The organism is Luteimonas campi, assembly GCF_051162505.1.
GTDB lineage: Bacteria > Pseudomonadota > Gammaproteobacteria > Xanthomonadales > Xanthomonadaceae > Luteimonas.
On record NZ_JBNWEM010000001.1, the window covers coordinates 379450 to 397121 of the forward strand.

At 70.1% G+C, this 17672-nt stretch carries 16 protein-coding genes; 11 read left to right on the top strand and 5 right to left on the bottom strand.

Annotated features, from left to right (window positions below; genetic code table 11):
• Positions 1–108 precede the first annotated feature (108 nt).
• Positions 109–879 (top strand): SDR family NAD(P)-dependent oxidoreductase, encoded by a 771-nt coding sequence (locus tag ACQYVW_RS01775; RefSeq protein ID WP_434945860.1) that lies wholly within the window; start codon positions 109–111, stop codon positions 877–879.
• A 110-nt stretch (positions 880–989) separates the two neighbouring features.
• A complete protein-coding gene (gene yeiP, locus ACQYVW_RS01780) occupies positions 990–1556 on the top strand; it encodes an elongation factor P-like protein YeiP (protein WP_434936661.1) in 567 nt (188 codons plus the stop codon).
• A gap of 20 nt (positions 1557–1576) precedes the next feature.
• Here yeiP and ACQYVW_RS01785 read toward each other — a convergent pair whose 3' ends face one another.
• From ACQYVW_RS01785 to ACQYVW_RS01795, 3 genes are all read right to left on the bottom strand, one after another.
• On the bottom strand, positions 1577–3388 hold the full coding sequence (locus ACQYVW_RS01785; protein ID WP_434945861.1) for a DUF7844 domain-containing protein: 1812 nt from the start codon (positions 3386–3388) through the stop codon (positions 1577–1579).
• A gap of 17 nt (positions 3389–3405) precedes the next feature.
• Positions 3406–3705: a DUF2388 domain-containing protein gene (locus ACQYVW_RS01790; RefSeq protein ID WP_434933434.1), complete on the bottom strand. Its 300-nt coding sequence runs from the start codon at positions 3703–3705 to the stop codon at positions 3406–3408.
• 147 nt (positions 3706–3852) lie between these two features.
• Positions 3853–5241, bottom strand: coding sequence for an FAD-binding oxidoreductase (locus ACQYVW_RS01795; RefSeq protein WP_434945862.1), 1389 nt, complete (start codon positions 5239–5241; stop codon positions 3853–3855).
• 265 nt (positions 5242–5506) lie between these two features.
• On the opposite strand from ACQYVW_RS01795, the gene serA reads away from it, so the two are divergent.
• A complete protein-coding gene (gene serA, locus ACQYVW_RS01800; RefSeq protein ID WP_434933401.1) occupies positions 5507–6748 on the top strand; it encodes a phosphoglycerate dehydrogenase in 1242 nt (413 codons plus the stop codon).
• Positions 6749–6835: 87 nt separating this feature from the next.
• On the top strand, positions 6836–7519 hold the full coding sequence (locus ACQYVW_RS01805) for an HAD family hydrolase (protein WP_434933402.1): 684 nt from the start codon (positions 6836–6838) through the stop codon (positions 7517–7519).
• 43 nt (positions 7520–7562) lie between these two features.
• Here the strand turns inward: ACQYVW_RS01805 and ACQYVW_RS01810 are convergent, their stop codons facing one another.
• Entirely contained in the window at positions 7563–8132 is a 570-nt protein-coding gene (locus ACQYVW_RS01810; RefSeq protein WP_434933403.1) for an NUDIX hydrolase, read from the bottom strand.
• A gap of 156 nt (positions 8133–8288) precedes the next feature.
• On the opposite strand from ACQYVW_RS01810, the gene ACQYVW_RS01815 reads away from it, so the two are divergent.
• The 6 genes from ACQYVW_RS01815 to ACQYVW_RS01840 all read left to right on the top strand — a co-directional run bounded on the left by ACQYVW_RS01815 (position 8289) and on the right by ACQYVW_RS01840 (position 14121).
• Positions 8289–9776: an amino acid permease gene (locus tag ACQYVW_RS01815; RefSeq protein WP_434945863.1), complete on the top strand. Its 1488-nt coding sequence runs from the start codon at positions 8289–8291 to the stop codon at positions 9774–9776.
• Between the two features lie 58 nt (positions 9777–9834).
• Positions 9835–11127: an amino acid permease gene (locus ACQYVW_RS01820; RefSeq protein ID WP_434945864.1), complete on the top strand. Its 1293-nt coding sequence runs from the start codon at positions 9835–9837 to the stop codon at positions 11125–11127.
• 58 nt (positions 11128–11185) lie between these two features.
• A complete protein-coding gene (locus ACQYVW_RS01825; protein ID WP_434945865.1) occupies positions 11186–11827 on the top strand; it encodes a methylthioribulose 1-phosphate dehydratase in 642 nt (213 codons plus the stop codon).
• 103 nt (positions 11828–11930) lie between these two features.
• Complete coding sequence (locus tag ACQYVW_RS01830; RefSeq protein ID WP_434933407.1) at positions 11931–12485, top strand: 1,2-dihydroxy-3-keto-5-methylthiopentene dioxygenase; 555 nt, start codon at positions 11931–11933, stop codon at positions 12483–12485.
• 53 nt (positions 12486–12538) lie between these two features.
• A complete protein-coding gene (gene mtnC, locus ACQYVW_RS01835; protein WP_434945866.1) occupies positions 12539–13228 on the top strand; it encodes an acireductone synthase in 690 nt (229 codons plus the stop codon).
• A gap of 152 nt (positions 13229–13380) precedes the next feature.
• On the top strand, positions 13381–14121 hold the full coding sequence (locus ACQYVW_RS01840) for a C13 family peptidase (RefSeq protein ID WP_434945867.1): 741 nt from the start codon (positions 13381–13383) through the stop codon (positions 14119–14121).
• Here the strand turns inward: ACQYVW_RS01840 and ACQYVW_RS01845 are convergent.
• Positions 14118–15701, bottom strand: a complete 1584-nt coding sequence (locus ACQYVW_RS01845; RefSeq protein ID WP_434945868.1) for a calcineurin-like phosphoesterase C-terminal domain-containing protein — start codon at positions 15699–15701, stop codon at positions 14118–14120. The genes ACQYVW_RS01840 and ACQYVW_RS01845 overlap by 4 nt on opposite strands.
• A 111-nt stretch (positions 15702–15812) precedes the next feature.
• Between ACQYVW_RS01845 and ACQYVW_RS01850 the strand changes: the two genes are divergently transcribed.
• The gene (locus ACQYVW_RS01850) at positions 15813–17627 is read left to right on the top strand and encodes a sensor domain-containing diguanylate cyclase (RefSeq protein ID WP_434945869.1); all 1815 of its coding nucleotides are present in this window, start codon (positions 15813–15815) and stop codon (positions 17625–17627) included.
• Positions 17628–17672 lie beyond the last annotated feature (45 nt).

Genomic DNA, 17672 nt, shown 5'->3' on the forward strand with positions numbered 1-17672 from the left:
AATTCGGCGATGTTCCCTGTATTCGCGCCCGCAGGCGCCGCCGCGGGCGCCGGCCGCCTGCCGCCGTCGCCGCGCTAGAATTGCGGCTTTCCGCAACCGGGATCGTCCATGCAGTCATCCTCCATCCGTGCCGTCGTCACCGGAGGCGTGTCCGGGCTCGGCCTGGCCGTGGCGCGGCGCATCGTCGCCGGAGGCGGCCAGGTGGCCCTGTTCGACGTCAACGACGACAAGGGTGCCGCCGCGATCGCCGAACTGGGCGCGTCGCAGTCGCGCTACCTGCGCACCGACGTCACCAGCGAGGACGGCGTGGCCGCCAGCATGCGCGCGGCGGCCGAGGCGATGGGCGGGCTCAACGTAGCCGTGAACTGCGCGGGCATCATCGGCGCCGGCCGCGTGCTGGGCCGCGAGGCGCCGATGCCGCTGGCGCAGTTCCAGACCACGGTGATGGTCAACCTGGTCGGCAGCTTCAACGTAGCCAAGGCTGCGGCCGCGCTGATGCAGCACAACGAGGCCGGCGAGGATGGCGAGCGCGGCGTGATCGTCAACACCGCCAGCGTCGCCGCCTACGAGGGCCAGATCGGCCAGGCCGCGTATTCGGCCTCGAAGGGCGGCGTGGTCGGCATGACTCTGCCGATGGCGCGCGAACTGGCGCGCTTCGGCATCCGCGTGAACACCGTGGCGCCGGGCATCTTCTGGACGCCGATGGTCGACGGCATGCCGGAAGACGTGCAGAAGTCGCTGGCCGCATCGATCCCCTTCCCGGCCCGGCTCGGCCTGCCGGAGGAGTTCGCGGACCTGGTGCACTACATCGTCGGCAACCGCTACCTCAACGGCGAGACCATCCGCCTAGATGGTGCGGTGCGCCTGCAACCGAAATAGCCGCGATCCGGTTCCGGAATCGGGTTCGGTAAAGCGAACCCCATCGTCCCGGCCCCAATCGCGGTCCCGTCCCAATCCCGAATCCCGAATCCCCAATCCCGGCCCCTCCAATGAAAGCCTACGACGTCAAGAAAGGAAACGTGGTCGAACACAACGGCACGGTCTACCAGGTGCGCGACATCGAGCGCAGCTCGCCGCAGGGCCGTGGCGGCAACGTGCGTTTCCGCTTCATCATGTACAGCGTGCCCGGCGGCAACAAGGCCGACGTCAGCTTCGATGCCGAAGACAACCTGACCGAGGTCGAGCTGCTGCGCAGGCAGGCCACCTTCTCCTACAAGGACGGCGATGCCTTCGTGTTCCTCGATGACGAGGACTACACGCCGTACACGCTGGACGCGGACGTGGTCGGCGACGACGCGGGCTACATCACCGACGGCCTGCAGGGCAGCTACGTCCAGATCATCGACGAGCAGCCGGTGGCCCTGCAGCTGCCCCAGCACGTGAGCCTGGAAGTGGTCGAAACCCCGCCCGAGCTCAAGGGCGGCACCGCAACCAAGCGCCCCAAGCCGGCCCGGCTCAGCACCGGCATCGAGATCATGGTGCCCGAGTACATCGTCAACGGCGAGCGCGTGCTGGTGAACACCACCACCGGCGAGTTCGGCGGCCGCGCCGACTGAACCCGAGGCGCGCGCCGGCCTCAGGCCGGCGGCGCCGCAACCAGGTGGCGCAGGCGTTCGCCGAGTCTGGCGATGTTTTCCTCCGTCGCCTGCAGGCGCGCGCGCTGCCGCGCCGGCAGCCAGGCGCGCGCCTCTTCATGCAGCGCATCGTGCGCGGCGCGCAGGCGCGCATCGCCCTCGGCCACGCGCATGCCCAGCACCGCCCGCTCCTGCCCCTGCGGCAAGCCATAGCCGGCGCCGGGCAGCAGTCCCGCCGGGCGCCCTGCGCCGGCGCCGTCCGACCACAGCGCCTGCAGCAGGCCGGCGACCTGTCCCTCCATCGCGTCCTCGCGCCAATAGCGCTGTCGCAAGGCATCGCGGGCTTCGACCTGTTCGCGCCTGAGCGCGGCCTCCTCCAAGACCAGCAGCGCAGCGGTCGCCCGCAGTCCACCACGCCCCAGCCAGTCGCGACGTTGCAGCGGATCGAGCCGCAGCCATCCCTCGGCGTCGCCGCCCGCCAGCGCCAGCTCGGCTGCGGCGACCGCGTACATGTCCTGGAAATAGCGCGACATCGACTCGAACCGGTAGCCCAGGCGTCGCGCCTGTTCCGCATCCTCGAGCACCGAGGCGTCGGCGATGCCGGCCCGTTGCAGCCGCCGCAGCAGACCGGTCGGCGTGACGCTGCGCAGCGGCCGCTGCGACAGCGCCGGCAGCGCGTCGTTGAGCAGCTTCCAGGTCTCGACCGCGCAGTTGTTGCTCACGAAGTAGTAGCGCCCGTCGTAGCCCCAGTGCACCTGCGCCGCGCGCTCGAGCACGGCCGCGACCTGCCCCGGCGCCAGCCGCAGCGGCACCGAGCGCAGGCCGCGCAGTTCGACCCGGGTGTACTCGTCCACCACCTGCGCCAGCGGCAGCACGAACAGGCGCGAGGGATAGCGCCCGGTCAGTCCGCGCCAGTTCGACACCTGCACATCGTCGACGAAGGCGCGGAACGACAGCACCAGGTGGTGGTCGAGATCGAGCCTGCAGTCGGGTCCCGGCGCGCGATCCGGCGCGCAGACCACCAGCCGCAGCATGCCGTGTCCCCAGCGGCTCATCGGCGAGCGGGCCGGCTCCGCGAGCAGGTACTCCACGGCGACGACCCGTGCGGGATCGAGCGCCAGCAGGTCGAGGCCGGGGTCGCCGCCATGCGCCGCCGCCACGAACGGCAGCGCGTCGGCGCAGGCCGCGTCCGGCAACGCCGGCGGCGCGCCCAGGCGACTGGCGAAGTAACGGTGCAGCGCCGGGCGGCGGCAGGCGTATTCGGGGTCGAGCAGATAGTGTTCGAGGTTGACCGCGACGAACTCCGCTGGCGACGCGAGCTCGTAAGGGTCGGGGCTGCGGTCGCGAAAATCGTTGCGGCCCGCGCGCAGGCCCAGGCGCAGCGGCCGCACCGGCCAGCCGGCCAGGTCGAGCAGCCGCGGATCCGCCGACAGGCCGCCTGCGGGCGAGCGGTCATGGACATGCGCCAGCTCGTGCAGCAGCGCGGCAAGCGCGGCGCGTGCGCGGGGATCGTCGACGGCGTTGGGGTCGCGTTGCACCCAGCCCTCGAGCAGGGCGCGGTCCAAGGCGATGGCGCCACCGCGCGTCCGGCCATGCACCCGCGTCGGCAGGTCGTCGCGCCAGCGCAGGGGCACCTCGCGATCGAGTTCCGCCAGCAGTCGGGGTGGCAGGCGCGCCAGCGCGGCATCCACCAGCTCCTGCGTGGCAGCGGTTTCCCGCGGCGACATGCCGGCCGTGTCCACCGCGACGCGCAACGCCGCCCAGGACGGGCCGGCGCAGATCAACAGGCCGGCAAGGCAGGCCGCGCGCAACATCCGGCGCAGCGCCGGCTTCAGCGCGCCAGGATCGCCTGCGCCAGGGCCAGGTCGGTCGCCGCGCGTGCCGCTTGATCGCGCTCGCGCAGCTGACGCAGCGCCGCCTCCAGCCGAACGCCACGGATGGCGCCCTCGCTGGCGACGAACAGCGCCGCATCGTCGCGCGCGGCCAGCACCAGCTTGTCGTCGCCCGAACTGCTGCCCGAAGACGCCGAGCTGCCGGCCGAGGTGGCCCCGCCCGTGGTCCCGGCAAAACTCCCGGCCCAGGCCGGCACGGCGCAGGCGAGCACGACGGCAGCCAGCAGGAAACGCTTCATGGGAAATTCCCCGGATTCATCACGGCGCGCAGCATATCGCGATGCCAGCGCCATCGGCTGAACGCCCGGCTCGGCGGGCCGCAGTCGGGACGGATGCTGCCGGCATCGCCCTGCCGCACGCGACGTGGCGGCAGACGCACGTCCTCGCTACTGCGGATCGAACAGCTTGCCCGGATTGAGCAACCCGTCCGGATCCAGCACGCCACGGATGCCGCGCAGCAGCGCCAGCTCGGCCTCGCTGCGGGTCGAACCCAGATAGGGCTTCTTGACCAGGCCGATGCCGTGCTCGGCGGAGATGCTGCCGCCGTGGCGCTGCAGCGCGCCGGCCAGCAGCTTCGTCACCCGCTCGCACTCGGCCACGAATCCGGGCTGCAGCATGTCGACGGGCTTGAGGACGTTGATGTGCAGGTTGCCGTCGCCGATGTGGCCGAACCAGACCACGTCGAAGTGCGGATACTCGGCCGACAGCAGCGCCTGCACCTCGGCCAGGAACGCCGGCATCGCCGAGATGCGTACCGAGACGTCGTTCTTGTAGGGCACGTGCGGCGCCAGGCTCTCGGTGATGCCCTCGCGCAGGCGCCACAGCTGCGCGGCCTGCGCCTGGCTCTGGCTGATCACGCCGTCCAGCACCCAGCCCTCGCCCACGCAATGCTCGAACGCCGCCATCGCGGCCGCCTCTTCGGCCTCGCCAGCGGCGAACTCGGTGACCACGTAATACGGGTGGGTTTCGTCGAACGGGTTGTGCGCGCCGTGCGCGAGCACATGGTGCAGGGCGCGGTCGGTGAAGAATTCGAAGGCTTCCAGGCGCAGGCGTTGGCGCAGGCTGGCGAAGACCTGCATCAGGGCGGCGAAATCCGGCAGCGCCAGCAGCATGACGCTGGTCGGCGGCGGCGGATCGGTCAGGCGCAGGCTCGCCTCGACGATGATGCCCAGCGTGCCCTCGGACGCGACCATCAGGTGGCGCAGGTCGTAGCCGCTGGAGTTCTTGACCAGGCCACGGCCGAGATCGAGCAGCTCGCCGCGGCCGTCCACCACCTTCAAACCCGCCACCCATTCACGGGTATTGCCATAGCGGATCACGCGGATGCCGCCGGCATTGGTGGCGATGTTGCCGCCGATGCTGCAGGACCCGCGCGCGGCGAAATCCACCGGGTAGGCCAGCCCGTGCTCGCGCGCGGCGTTGTGCACCGCCTCGAGCGCAATGCCGGCCTGCACCGTGAGCGTGCGGTCGATCGGGTCGAAGCCCAGCACCCGGTTCATCCGCTCCAGGCTCAGCACCAGTTCGCCATGCGCCGCGACCGCGCCGCCGGACAGGCCGGTGCGTCCCCCCGAAGGCACGATGGCCACGGCATGCTCGCGGGCCCAGCGCACGACCGCCTGCACCTGCTCGACCGAGGTCGGCAGCGCGATGGCCAGCGGGGCCGGCGTCCAGCGACGGGTCCAGTCGCGGCCGTAATGTTCGAGGTCGGCGGCGTCGGTCAGCAGGCGCAGTTCGGGCAGGGCCTGCACAAGCGCCGCCAGGCGCGGATCGGTCATCGGGACAACGCGCTGCGGGAGGGAGCGCAAGCGTGCCAGCCGCGACCGGGCGCGTCCAGCAAGCGTACGCGCGCCGCCGGCCACGACCTTACGCGGCGCCTGCGTCGGCATCGTTTCGAACGCAACGATGGCCCGCGCCTGCTGGTGTTCCGCCTATCGCGCACCGGCGTTCCGCGCCGCAGCCTAAAAAACGCTTGTGCGCTGCGGAAACGCGGTGCCGCATCTGGAATAATGCAGGGCTCCCCGCCGCCGGATGCCTGCTCGCATGACGCCCCTGAAGACCTCGTTCCCGAAACAGGACATCCGCGTCGTGCTGTTCGAAGGCATCAGCCAGAGTGCGGTCGATGTGTTCACCGCGGCCGGCTACGAGCAGGTCGAACTGCTGTCCAAGTCGCTCGCCGGCGAGGAGCTGAAGCAGAAGCTGGCCAACGCGCACATCGTCGGCATCCGTTCGCGCACCCAGCTCACCGCCGAGGTGCTGGCCGAGGCGCGCAAGCTGATCACGATCGGCTGCTTCTGCATCGGCACCAACCAGGTCGATCTGGACGCGGCCGAACTGGCCGGGATCCCGGTATTCAACGCCCCCTATTCCAATACCCGCAGCGTCGCCGAACTGGTGGTGGCCGAGGCGATCATGCTGATGCGCGGGATCCCGCTCAAGAACGCCGAGTGCCATCGCGGCGGCTGGAGCAAGTCGGCGCTGGGCAGCCACGAGGTGCGCGGCAAAACCCTGGGCATCGTCGGCTACGGCCACATCGGCACCCAGGTGGGCGTACTCGCCGAGTCGCTGGGCATGCATGTGCTTTTCCACGACGTGGAAACCAAGCTCTCGCTCGGCAACGCGCGCGCGGCAGCGGGCCTGGACGATCTGCTCGAGCGCTCCGACGTCGTCACCCTGCACGTGCCTGAAACCCCGGCCACGCAGATGATGTTCGGCGCCGCGCAGATCGCGAAGATGAAACCCGGCGCCCACCTGATCAACGCCTCGCGCGGCACCGTGGTCGACATCGACGCGCTGGCCGCGGCGCTGGAATCGGGCCAGGTCGGCGGCGCGGCGGTGGACGTGTTCCCGATCGAGCCCAAGGGCAATGGCGATGCGTTCGAATCGCCGCTTACCCGCTTCGACAACGTAATCCTGACCCCGCACGTGGGCGGCAGCACGCTGGAAGCCCAGGACAATATCGGCACCGAGGTCGCGGCCAAGCTGGTGCGCTACAGCGACAACGGCAGCACGCTCTCGGCGGTCAACTTCCCCGAGGTGACCCTGCCCGAACACGCGGGCAGCCACCGCATCCTGCACATCCACCGCAACGTGCCCGGCGTGCTGTCGCGCATCAACGAGCTGTTCTCGCGCGAGGGCGTGAACATCGACGGCCAGTTCCTGCGCACCGACGCCAAGGTCGGCTACGTGGTGATCGACATCGCCTCCACCCCGGAGATCACCGCGCGCCTGCGCTCGGCGCTCAACGCGATCGAGGGGACGCTGCGCACGCGCGTGCTGTACTGAGGGCGCGGCCGCGCGTTGACGCGGGGGCTGCGCACGCTGCGGCATGCTGGGCTACGCGTCCCCGCCCCACGTCTGCAGGAGCAGCCCATGCCACGCATCTCCACCGCCTTCCTGTTCGACCTCGACGGCACCCTCGTCGACAGCGTCTACCAGCACGTCCTGGCCTGGAAGGAGGCGCTCGACCGCGAGGGCGTGGACCTGTCGGTCTGGCGCATCCACCGCAAGATCGGCATGAGCGGCGGGTTGTTCACCAACATCCTGCTGCGCGAGACGGGGCTGGACATCACCGCCGACCGCCTCGAGCGCCTGCGCGCCTGGCATGCGGAGGCCTACAACCGGCAGGCGGCCGCCGGGGCGATCCGCCCCCTGCCCGGCGCGCCCGAACTGCTGGCCTTCCTGACCGCCGAGAACATTCCCTGGGCGATCGCCACCAGCGGCCGCATGGAGACCGCGGCACCCAACATCGCCGCGCTCGGTGTGGATCCGGCGAAGGTACCGGTCGTCACCCGCGACCAGGTGCGCTACGCCAAGCCCGATCCCGACCTGTTCCTCGCCGCGGCGGACCGCCTGGGCGTGGACATCGCCCACTCGCTGGTGATCGGCGACAGCATCTGGGACATGCTCGCGGCCCAGCGGGCGCGATCTCTGGGCGTGGGGCTGCTGTCGGGCGGCTATGGCCGCGAGGAACTGGAGCGCTCCGGCGCGTTCCGCGTCTACGACGATCCGGCCGACCTGCTCCACCATATCGACGAGGTGGCTGCCCGCCGTTGAGGCGCGCGCCACGGCAGGCATGGTGGATGCCGCGCGGCACCCGTCATTCCGGTCGACCCGCCCGCGCCAGCCAGCGCTGCGCCATCCGCCGCAGCGACGCATCGGCCGCGGCATCGGCGGCGATCGCGTCGATCCCGCGCCAGGCCAGCGCGTGCGATTCATCGCTGACCACGAAGGCCTCGTTCGCGCCGGCGCGTACCACGTAGCGCACGTCGTAGTGCCAGTGCCCGCCGACGTCCTTGCGCTCGGGAATCCAGTGACGGTCCAGGTCGAAGATCTCCGGATCGACAACCAGGCCTGTCAAACCCGATTCTTCCTCGGCCTCGCGCAGTGCGACCCGGCGCAGGTCGAGGTCGCCATCGGCGTGCCCGCCAAGCTGCACCCAGATGCCGAGCTTGCGATGGTGCGTCAGCAGCACCCGCTGCTGCGTGCGATCGACCAGCCAGGCCGAGGCAGTGAAGTGGCCATCCAGGCGATCACGCAGAAACGCCCTGTCGCCTTCCTCCAGCAGCGCTGCGAAATCGCCCGCGACGTCAGCCTGCCCGGGGTGGCGACGGGCATAGGCCAGCAGCCCCTCGGCCAGCCGTCCAGCATCGTTGCTCTCGTCGCTCAAGGTCGCGGCGCTCCAGTGTCATAGGTCATGGGCGGCGATTGTCGCGCATCGTCAGCGCGCTTGTGCCCCGGTTCGCCGTTTGGCAAGGTAGCGGCGGTAACGATTCCGCGGCCGACCCCCAGCGGCGCCCTCAAGTCCATCTCCAGGGAACCACCGATGTCGAGAAGTCTGTTCAGGGTCAAGCCGGTCGAGCCGGCGCCGCATGTCGATGCCGGCGAACCGGTCGAGGGCTCCCTGCAGGGCGAGGTGACGCTCAAGCGCACCTTGACCGCGCGCCATCTGGTCCTGCTGGGCGTCGGTGCGGTGATCGGCGCGGGCATCTTCGTGCTCACCGGCCAGGCCGCGGCCAACCACGCCGGCCCGGCGATCATGCTCAGCTTCGTGCTCGCCGGCCTGGCCTGTGCCTTCGCCGGCCTGTGCTATGCCGAGTTCGCGGCGATGATGCCGGTCTCCGGCAGCGCCTACTCGTATTCCTATGCCACGCTCGGCGAGTACGTGGCCTGGTTCATCGGCTGGTGTCTGGTGCTCGAGTACCTGTTCGCATCGTCGACTGTGGCGGTGGGCTGGTCGGGCTATTTCGTGAGCTTCCTGACCACCACGCTGGGGTTGCCCTTCCCCGCCGAACTCGCCTCCGCGCCGATCACCTGGGCCGACGGGGGCTTCGTGCGCACCGCCGGCCTGATCAACCTGCCCGCGGTGCTGATCGTGGCCGCGGTGAGCGGGCTGTGCTACGTCGGCATCACCCAGTCGGCCTTCGTCAACGGCATCGTGGTGGCGATCAAGGTGGCCGTGATCGCGGCCTTCCTGGGCTTCGGCGTCATGTACGTCGATCCCGCCAACTGGACCCCGTTCATCCCCGCCAACGAGGGACCCGGCCAGTTCGGCATGGAGGGCGTGTTCCGCGCCGCGACCATCGTGTTCTTCGCCTACATCGGCTTCGACGCGGTCTCGACCGCGGCCGGCGAAGCCAAGAACCCGCAGCGCGACATGCCGATCGGCATCCTCGGCTCGCTGGCGGCCTGCACCCTGATCTACATCGCCGTGTGCGCGGTGCTGGTGGGCATGGCGCCGTTCCGCGAACTGGATACCGCCAAGCCCGTGGCAACCGCCCTCGAGCTGGCGATGCGTGCCGATCCCGGCGCCAACCTGGGCTGGCTCAAGACCGCGGTCGAGATCGGCGCGATCGCCGGTCTGTCCTCGGTGATCCTGGTGATGCTGATGGCGCAGCCGCGCATCTTCTATTCGATGTCGCGCGACGGCCTGATGCCGCGCATGTTCGGCCGCGTGCATCCGAAGCACCAGACGCCGCATGTGGGCACCATCGTGGTGGGCGTGCTGGCCTGCCTGCTGGCCGGGTTCATGCCGCTGAGCGTGCTGGGCGAGCTGGTCTCGATGGGTACCCTGATCGCATTCGCCACGGTGTGCCTGGGCGTGCTTGTGCTGCGCTTCACCCGGCCCGACCTGACCCGCCCGTTCCGGGTGCCGCTGTTCTGGCTGGTCTGCCCGCTGGGCGTGGTGGCCTGCCTGTTCCTGTTCCTGCAGTCGTTCATGGAGCACTGGGTGATCTTCGTCTGCTGGACGCTGATCGGCCAGGCGATCTACTTCCTGTACGGCTATCGACACAGCCGGCTCAACGTCGCCTGAGTTCCTCGACCGACGGCGCCCTGGTGGCGCCGTCGGCGTTCCTGCCCCGGAATCCCGCATGACGGCCACCAGCATCAAGAAGATCGGCCCCGTCCTCGCGACGTTCGTGGTCGCCAACAACATGATCGGATCGGGCTTCTTCCTGCTGCCCGCGTCCCTGGCGGAGGTCGGCGGCGTGACCGCGCTGGCCTGGCTGCTGGGCACGGTGCTGGCCGTGGTGCTGGGTGCGGCGTTCTCGCGGCTCGCGCGGCAGTATCCCGACCTCACCTCGCCGGACGACTACATCCGCCCCGCGCTGGGCCGGGACATGGGGTTCGTGGCCACCACGATGTACTGGCTGTCATCCTGGATCGGCAACAACGCGATCGCGGTGGCCGCGTTCGGCTACCTGGTGATCCTGCTGCCGATCGAGGACAGCGGCAGCGTGCGTCTGGTCGGCCAGATCGCGCTGCTTTGGCTGATGTTCGCCCTCAACCTGCTGGGGCCGCGTTCGATCGCGCGTTTCCAGTCGTTCTGCGTGATCTTCGGGCTGATGCCGGTGGCCGCGGTGCTGATCGCCGGCTGGGCAAGTTTCGACCCTGAGATCTACCGCGCCAGCTGGAACGTCAGCGGCCGCAGCGACCTGTCGGTGGTGTTCAGCTCCCTCGCCCCCGTATTCTGGGCCTTCATTGGCCTGGAGACCGGTGCGATGGTGGCGGGCGTGGTCCGCGATCCGGACCGCAACGTCCCGATCGCCACGCTCGGCGGCATCCTGATCGCCGGCGCGATCTACCTGGTCTCCTCGGTGCTGATGATGGGCATCGTGCCCGCGGCGGACATGGCCGCGTCCAGCGCACCGTTCGCGCTGGTGGCCGGCAGCATGTTCGGCCCTTGGGCGGTCCCGCTGATCGCAGCCGCCGCGGCATTGAAAGCGACCGGCACGCTGGGGGGCTGGATGCTGGTCACCGGCGAGTCGGGCGCGCGCGCGGCCGATCGGGGCTTCCTGCCGGGCATCTTCGGCCGCCTGCGACCCAACGGTGCGGCCGGCTGGGGCCTGTTCATCATCGTGCTGTCGATGACCGCGATCTCGATCCTGACCCGCGCGCCCACCGTCGGCGAACAGTTCGGCACCATCATCGAGATGGCGGTGACCCTGGTGATCATGGCCTACGCCGCGGCCGGACTGAGCCTGCTGTTCGGCACCCGCGAGCGTCGCCCGCAGGGCAGCGACCGCGTCTTCGGCATGGGCGCACTGATCGCCTGCGGCCTGCTGGCCTGGTCGTCGGACACCGACATCCTGGTGGGTGCGGTGATCATCGCGCTGCTGGCCTGGGCCGCCTATCGCGGCTTCGGGCGCCGCGCCGCTGCCTAGCGTCGGCGCACCACGCCCTGGCATCGCCGCGCCTGCCCCGCGGCGATACACTTGCGGCATGAACGACCTGCCCTTCGATGCCGACCTGCTGCGCGAACGCGCCGGCGAGATCATCAGCAACGTGCGCGAGCTCGCGCAACTCGGCTGGACGCCGGCGACCAGCAGCAATTTCTCCTCGCGCCTGGACGAACGCCATGCGGCGATCACCGTGTCCGGCCGCGACAAGGGCCGGCTGACGCCCGACGGCATCATGGTCGTCGACTTCGACGGCGCCGCGGTGGGCAGCGATCACCGCCCCTCCGCCGAGACCCTGCTGCATACCCAGCTGTACCGGCGCTTCGCCGACGTGGGCTGCATCCTGCATACGCATTCGCGCAACCAGACCGTGGCCTCCCGCCTGTTCGCCGGCGCCGGCCACCTGCGCCTGGAAGGTTACGAACTGCTCAAGGCCTTCCGCGGCAACGAGACCCACGAAACCGCGGTCGACGTCCCGGTGCTGCCCAACAGCCAGCACATGCCCACCCTCGCCGCCCAGGTCGATGCCCTGCTCGACAAGGGACCGATGTGGGGCTACCTGATCGATGGCCACGGCCTCTATGCCTGGGGCCGCGACATGGGCGAGGCCCGTCGCCACCTGGAGGCCTTCGAGTTCCTGCTGGGATGCGAGCTGGAGCTGCGCCGGCTGGGCGTGCACCGCTGATCCACCGGCGCATGCGCGCAACGCCCGCGTTCCATCCGCTGCCTCCCGGCGGCCCGCTCCTGCTGATAGCCTGACTTCCTGCCGTTCACGCAAGCCGACCGCCATGAGCCGACTCCGCATCTTCTCCGACGCCAATCCGGACGCCCCCGAGTTCACCAGCCACGATGGCGACGAGATCGCCCGCGAACTGGCGAAGATCGGCGTGCACTTCGAGCGCTGGCAGGCCAGCCAGCCGGTCGCCGCTGGCGCCTCGTCCGAGGAGGTGCTGGCCGCCTACCGCGCCGACATCGACCGCATTTCCGCCGAGCGCGGCTTCACCACCGTCGACGTGATCAGCATCGCGCCGGACAACCCGAAGAAGGACGAACTGCGCGGCAAGTTCCTCGACGAGCATTACCACAACGAGGACGAGGTGCGTTTCTTCGTCGAGGGCTCGGGCCTGTTCACCCTGCACGTGGACGACCGGGTCTACGAGATCGAATGCGTGAAGAACGACCTGATCGCGGTGCCGGACGGCACCACCCACTGGTTCGACATGGGCGCGGAGCCGAGCTTCGTGGCGATCCGCTTCTTCCAGCAGCCCGACGGCTGGATCGGCCATTTCACCGGCACCGACATCGCGCGGAAGTTCCCGCGCTACGAGAAGGACGCCGGCTGAGCGTACGCGCACGCGCGGCTCCTGCGGGCGCGCGACCTGCGCAACGAGACGACATGACCACCATCCTCACCGACATCGAAGGCACCACCAGCAGCATCTCCTTCGTCAAGGACGTGCTGTTTCCCTACGCCCGGCGCGAGCTGCCCCGCTTCGTGCGCGAGCACGGGCAGGAGCCGGAAGTACGGCGCTGGCTGGACCAGGTGGCGCTGGAGAACGGTGGCCTGTGCCAGGACTCGATGATCGTCGAGACCCTGCAGGGCTGGATCGACGAGGACCGCAAGCACACCGCGCTCAAGGCGCTGCAGGGCATGGTCTGGGAGGCCGGCTACGCGAGCGCGGACTTCACCGCGCCGGTCTATCCCGACGCCACCGACGCGCTGCGCCGCTGGCATGCCGCCGGCCACCGGCTGGCCGTGTACTCCTCCGGTTCGGTGCCGGCGCAGAAGCTGCTGTTCGCGCACACCGATGCAGGGGACCTGACCGCGCTGTTCTCCGCCTGGTTCGACACCGCCATCGGCGGCAAGCGCGAGGCGGACAGCTATGCGCGGATCGCGGATGCGCTGGACGTGGCGCCGGCCGGCGTCCTGTTCCTGTCCGACGTGGTGGCCGAGCTCGATGCCGCGCGGGAGGCCGGGATGCGGACTGTCCTGGTCGACCGGCCCGAGGACTATCCGCAGCCCCGCACCGGCGAGCACGGTGGGCACCTGCGCGTCACCGGCTTCGACGGCATCCAGCCCGGATGAGTCTCCTGCGGCGCCCCGGCCTTCGTCGGATCGCCGCAACGGCCTGCCTCGGCCTGCTCGCCTGCCTCGGCACATGCCCCGCCGCCGCGGACGATGCGACGTCGTCCGTCGCGCGGCGCGATCGCGACCTCATCGAGTCCCGCCTCCGTCAGATGCCCCCACCGGAACCGGGCAGGCCCGACCTCTACGCGATCGCGGTGGCCGGCGACGGCGACGAGGACGTGTTCCGCAACGAGGCGCTCTATTTCGAGCAGTTGGTCACCGCCCGCTACGGCGCCGGTGGGCGCGCGATGGCGCTGGTCAACCATCCGCGCAGCCTCGAGGAGGATCCGCGACCGCTGGCCACCCCGGCGAACCTGCGTCTTGCGCTGCAGGGCCTCGGCCAGCTGATGGATCCGGAAGAAGACCTCCTGCTCCTGTTCATCACCTCGCACGGCAGTCGCGACCACGCGCTGACGCTGCGGCTCGCCGGCCACGGCGATGCCGCACTGCGGCCCGCGGAACTGCGCGAGGCGCTCGACGCTTCGGGCATCCGCAACCGGCTGCTGATCGTGTCGGCCTGCTATTCGGGCGGCTTCATTCGGGATCTGGCCGGACCGGCGGCGCTGGTGATCACCGCGGCGCGCCACGACCGTCCCTCGTTCGGCTGCGGCGACAGCGGCAGCGCTACCTGGTTCGGACGTGCACTGCTGGTCGAAGGCTTCAACCGCGACGAAGGCCTGGTGGGCGCCTTCGAGTACGCGAAGCGGCAGGTGGCGCGACGCGAGACCTCGGAGGATGTGGAGCCGTCGTTCCCGCAGATCTCCATTGGCGAGGACATCGCCGCGCGCCTGCACGCCTGGGAAGCGCGCCTGGTGCGCGGCCCGCACCTGCCCTATCCGCACCCGCTCTAGGGCGAGGGCGCGACGCCGGTGCCGGGCGGCAGGCTGGCGTCCTCCAGCCGGTAGACGATGCTGGCGCGATGCTCGCCGCCCTGGTCGTCGAAGGCACGGACCTCGACCCGGTGTTCGCCCGCACCCAGGCGGGTCGGCAGCGCGCCGCGCCACAGATGGGTCGATGCCTCCGCTTCGGCCGAGCGGTCGAACGCGCGCAGTGCCTTTGCGAGATCGTCGCGCGTGTTCTCCAACAACAGGCGCGGATCGGGCGCGGGCCAGTGCCGCATCGGGCGCCACTCGCCGTCGTCGGCCCGGAATTCCACGCGGGTGCCCGCATGGCCCAGGAAGACGTTGGCGTACACGCCCCAGGCCGGATAGGCGCCGTTGCGCAGCACCTTCGGCGCGTGCAGGGCCATGGCCGGGGTGAGCGCGGGGTCGTCCTCGGGCAATGAAGTGGGATGCCAGGCCAGTCGATAGTCCCCGCCAGCGTCGATGTGCAGCGTCGCGAAGCCGCGCGGCGTGCCATCGGCCATGGTCGAGTGCGGTATGCCGTCGGCGCCGGGCACGCCCGACCAGTAGGCGCCGCTCATCGCCCCGACGTTGTACTCGCGCAGCGATGCATCGCCGCGCCAGTCACTGTCCGCGTCGTGGAAGACCATGCGCTGCGCATGGCGGTGACCGCTGAGCAGCAGCACTTTCGGGAACGGACGCAGCAGGGCGAACAGGCGGGCGCGGTCCTGCGGCCGCAGCGACGGCGGCTCGCCCGGCGAGGCGGTGTCGAACCAGGGAATATGCGCACCCAGGACCAGCAGCCGGTCGCGGTCCACCCCGGCGAGATAGCGTTCGAGGAAAGCGAACTGGTCCTCGCGCAGACCGCCGACATAGGCCGGGCGCTGCCCGGGCAGGGCCACCACGTTGTCGAGCATCACGAACGCGGCTTCGCGCTCCTCCCAGGCGAAACTGTCGGGTCCGAACACCCGGGCGAAGCCGGAGAGCGAGCCGGCGTCGTCCTCCGCTTCCGGATCGAGGTCGTGGTTGCCGGGCGCGTGCAGCCAGGGCACGCCGGCGGCCACGGTCGCGGCCACCAGCGATGGATACAGCGACAGGTCGTCATTGGCCACATCCCCCAGGGTCAGGCCGAGCGCGGCATCGCGGTGCGCGGCGAAACCGCGGGCCGCGATCCGGGCGTAGTAGTCGACTTCGCGCGCCGTGCCCGCCTGCGGATCGCTGCTCACGATCACCTTCAGGCCGGACCGCGACTCGCGCCGCTGCAGGGCGAAGTCGCACCCGGTCTCGCCCACGGCGCGCCAGAAGCGCGGCAGGCCATCGGCTCCGGCCGGAACCGAGAAGCCGGCGGGCTTGATCAGGAACACGGGCTGCCGAGGGGACGAGGACAGCCGCCAGCCGCCACCACGATCGCTGGAAACGATTTCCCGACCATCCGAAACGCGCACCCCCGCCAGCCCCGGCTCATGCCCGCCCCGGCGGCCGTCGCCATCGAGATCCTCGAAGACGGTGCCACGTTCGCAGGCCCACGCCGGCGCGAGCGCCGCCGCGACGATGAGCAGCAGTCCCGCGATATGGCGCGGCTGGTGCATCCGGCTCCCCCTTTTTTGCTGGATTTGTCCCATTATGCCGTCGGTCATCGTTTGGACTGGGTGCCGGCTGGACGACGGATGGAACGCCATGGTTCGCACGACGGATACGCGATGAGGTTGGCCCTGTGGTGGCTGCTGGCCCTGGCGATGGTGGGGTCGAGCCTGCCGGCGTCGGCCCAGGCCGATCTGGAACTGACGCCTGCGGTGACGGCGGCATCCCTCTCTCCCTATCTCGCCTACCGGCACGACACGACCGGTTCCGACAGGGCCGAGGACGCATGGCGGCGCGCGGCCAATGGCGACTTCCGGCCGCTGCCGGGCGGCAAGGATGCGTTCGGGTTCCAGAGCGGCGCGTTCTGGTTCCACGCCACCATCGTCAACCGCAATCCGGACGAGCAGCGCTGGCTGCTGGTGCAGGAATACCCGCTCAGCGACCGGCTCGACATCCACCTGCGCTATCCCGACGGACGCATCATCCACCACGTCGGCGGCGACCACGTGCCGTTCGCCGAGCGCAGCGTGCGCTACCGCCACCCCAACCTGCTGGTCGACCTGCCCGTGGGGCAGCCGGTGGAACTGCTGGTGCGCGTGCAGAGCCAGAGTTCGATGCAGGTGCCGCTGCAGCTGTACACGCAGACTGCGTTCACCGAGGTCTCGCGCGACGCCCAGCTGGCCATCGGCCTGTACTACGGCATCCTGCTCGCCCTGTTCTTCTACAACCTGGTGCTGTGGCTCTCGCTGCGCGACGCCAGCTACTTCTGGTATCTGTGCCACATCACCGCATTCGGCCTGGTGCTGTTCACGCTCAACGGGCTGGGCTTCGAGTACCTCTGGCCGGCGTCGCCGTGGATGGCCGACCACATGGTGCCGATCTCGATCTGCCTGGCGCTGATCGCGATGCTGCAGTTCGCGCGCACGTTCCTGGAACTGCCGCAGCGGGCGCCTCGGCTGAACCTCGTCACGATCGGACTGATCGGATTCTTCGTGGTGTTCGGCGTCGCCTCGATCTGGCTGCCCTACCGCGTGTCCACGCCGATCGCCTCGCGCGCGGTCCTGGTCGGCGTGGTCTGGATCGTGCTGACCACCCTGCATGTCCTGCGGCGCGGCTACACGCCGGCGAGGCTGCTGCTCCTGGCCTGGTCGATGTTCCTGCTCGGCACGGCGATCTTCACCCTGCTCGCCTTCGGCGCCCTGCCCAAGAACTTCGCCACCGAGTACGGCGTGCAGATCGGCTCGGCGCTGGAGATGCTGCTGCTGTCGGTGGCGCTGGGCTACCGCTACGCGCAGCTGCGCCAGGAGAACCAGCGCATCACCAGCGAGGCCAACCGCCAGCTCGAGCGCAACGTGGCGCGTCGCACCCAGGAACTGCAGCAGGCGCTGGTGCAGCTCAAGGACGCGCACGAGAAGCTGCAGGACTCCAGCCGGCGCGACGGCCTCACCGGTCTGTTCAACCGCAGCTACTTCCACGAGGGCTTCGACCGCATGCTCGCGCAGTGCCGCGAGGCGCGCCGGCCGCTGTCGCTGCTGATGGTGGACCTGGACCACTTCAAGTCGATCAACGACCGTCACGGCCACCTGGTCGGCGACGAATGCCTGCGTTGGGCGGCGCGCCGCGTCGGCCGCGTGCTGCGCCCGCACGACGCGCTGCTGGCGCGCTACGGCGGCGAGGAGTTCGTGGTGGTCCTGCCCAGCCAGGACCTGCGCGGCGCGGTGGCGGTGGCCGAGGACGTGCGCCGTTCGCTGGTCGACGAACCCTGCGAAGCGCATGGCGTCCAGGTCAGGATGTCGGCGAGCATCGGCGTACACACGGTGGCACCCGACGCGGCCGACGATATCGACGATGCGCTGGAGACGGCCGACAAGGCGCTGTACGCGGCCAAGGCCAACGGCCGCGACTGCGTGAGGACGTCGATCAGCGCGGCGTAATGGCGCGTCGATGGCGCTCCCGGACGAACGCGAAACCGATCGTCG

Bases quoted from the DNA above. Each gene is read 5' to 3' on its own strand.
- ACQYVW_RS01775 (WP_434945860.1), top strand. From the start codon at position 109: ATGCAGTCATCCTCCATCCGTGCCGTCGTCACCGGAGGCGTGTCCGGG.
- yeiP (WP_434936661.1), top strand. From the start codon at position 990: ATGAAAGCCTACGACGTCAAGAAAGGAAACGTGGTCGAACACAACGGC.
- ACQYVW_RS01785 (WP_434945861.1), bottom strand. From the start codon at position 3,388: ATGTTGCGCGCGGCCTGCCTTGCCGGCCTGTTGATCTGCGCCGGCCCG.
- ACQYVW_RS01790 (WP_434933434.1), bottom strand. From the start codon at position 3,705: ATGAAGCGTTTCCTGCTGGCTGCCGTCGTGCTCGCCTGCGCCGTGCCG.
- ACQYVW_RS01795 (WP_434945862.1), bottom strand. From the start codon at position 5,241: ATGACCGATCCGCGCCTGGCGGCGCTTGTGCAGGCCCTGCCCGAACTG.
- serA (WP_434933401.1), top strand. From the start codon at position 5,507: ATGACGCCCCTGAAGACCTCGTTCCCGAAACAGGACATCCGCGTCGTG.
- ACQYVW_RS01805 (WP_434933402.1), top strand. From the start codon at position 6,836: ATGCCACGCATCTCCACCGCCTTCCTGTTCGACCTCGACGGCACCCTC.
- ACQYVW_RS01815 (WP_434945863.1), top strand. From the start codon at position 8,289: ATGTCGAGAAGTCTGTTCAGGGTCAAGCCGGTCGAGCCGGCGCCGCAT.
- ACQYVW_RS01820 (WP_434945864.1), top strand. From the start codon at position 9,835: ATGACGGCCACCAGCATCAAGAAGATCGGCCCCGTCCTCGCGACGTTC.
- ACQYVW_RS01825 (WP_434945865.1), top strand. From the start codon at position 11,186: ATGAACGACCTGCCCTTCGATGCCGACCTGCTGCGCGAACGCGCCGGC.
- ACQYVW_RS01830 (WP_434933407.1), top strand. From the start codon at position 11,931: ATGAGCCGACTCCGCATCTTCTCCGACGCCAATCCGGACGCCCCCGAG.
- mtnC (WP_434945866.1), top strand. From the start codon at position 12,539: ATGACCACCATCCTCACCGACATCGAAGGCACCACCAGCAGCATCTCC.
- ACQYVW_RS01840 (WP_434945867.1), top strand. From the start codon at position 13,381: ATGCCCCCACCGGAACCGGGCAGGCCCGACCTCTACGCGATCGCGGTG.
- ACQYVW_RS01845 (WP_434945868.1), bottom strand. From the start codon at position 15,701: ATGCACCAGCCGCGCCATATCGCGGGACTGCTGCTCATCGTCGCGGCG.
- ACQYVW_RS01850 (WP_434945869.1), top strand. From the start codon at position 15,813: ATGAGGTTGGCCCTGTGGTGGCTGCTGGCCCTGGCGATGGTGGGGTCG.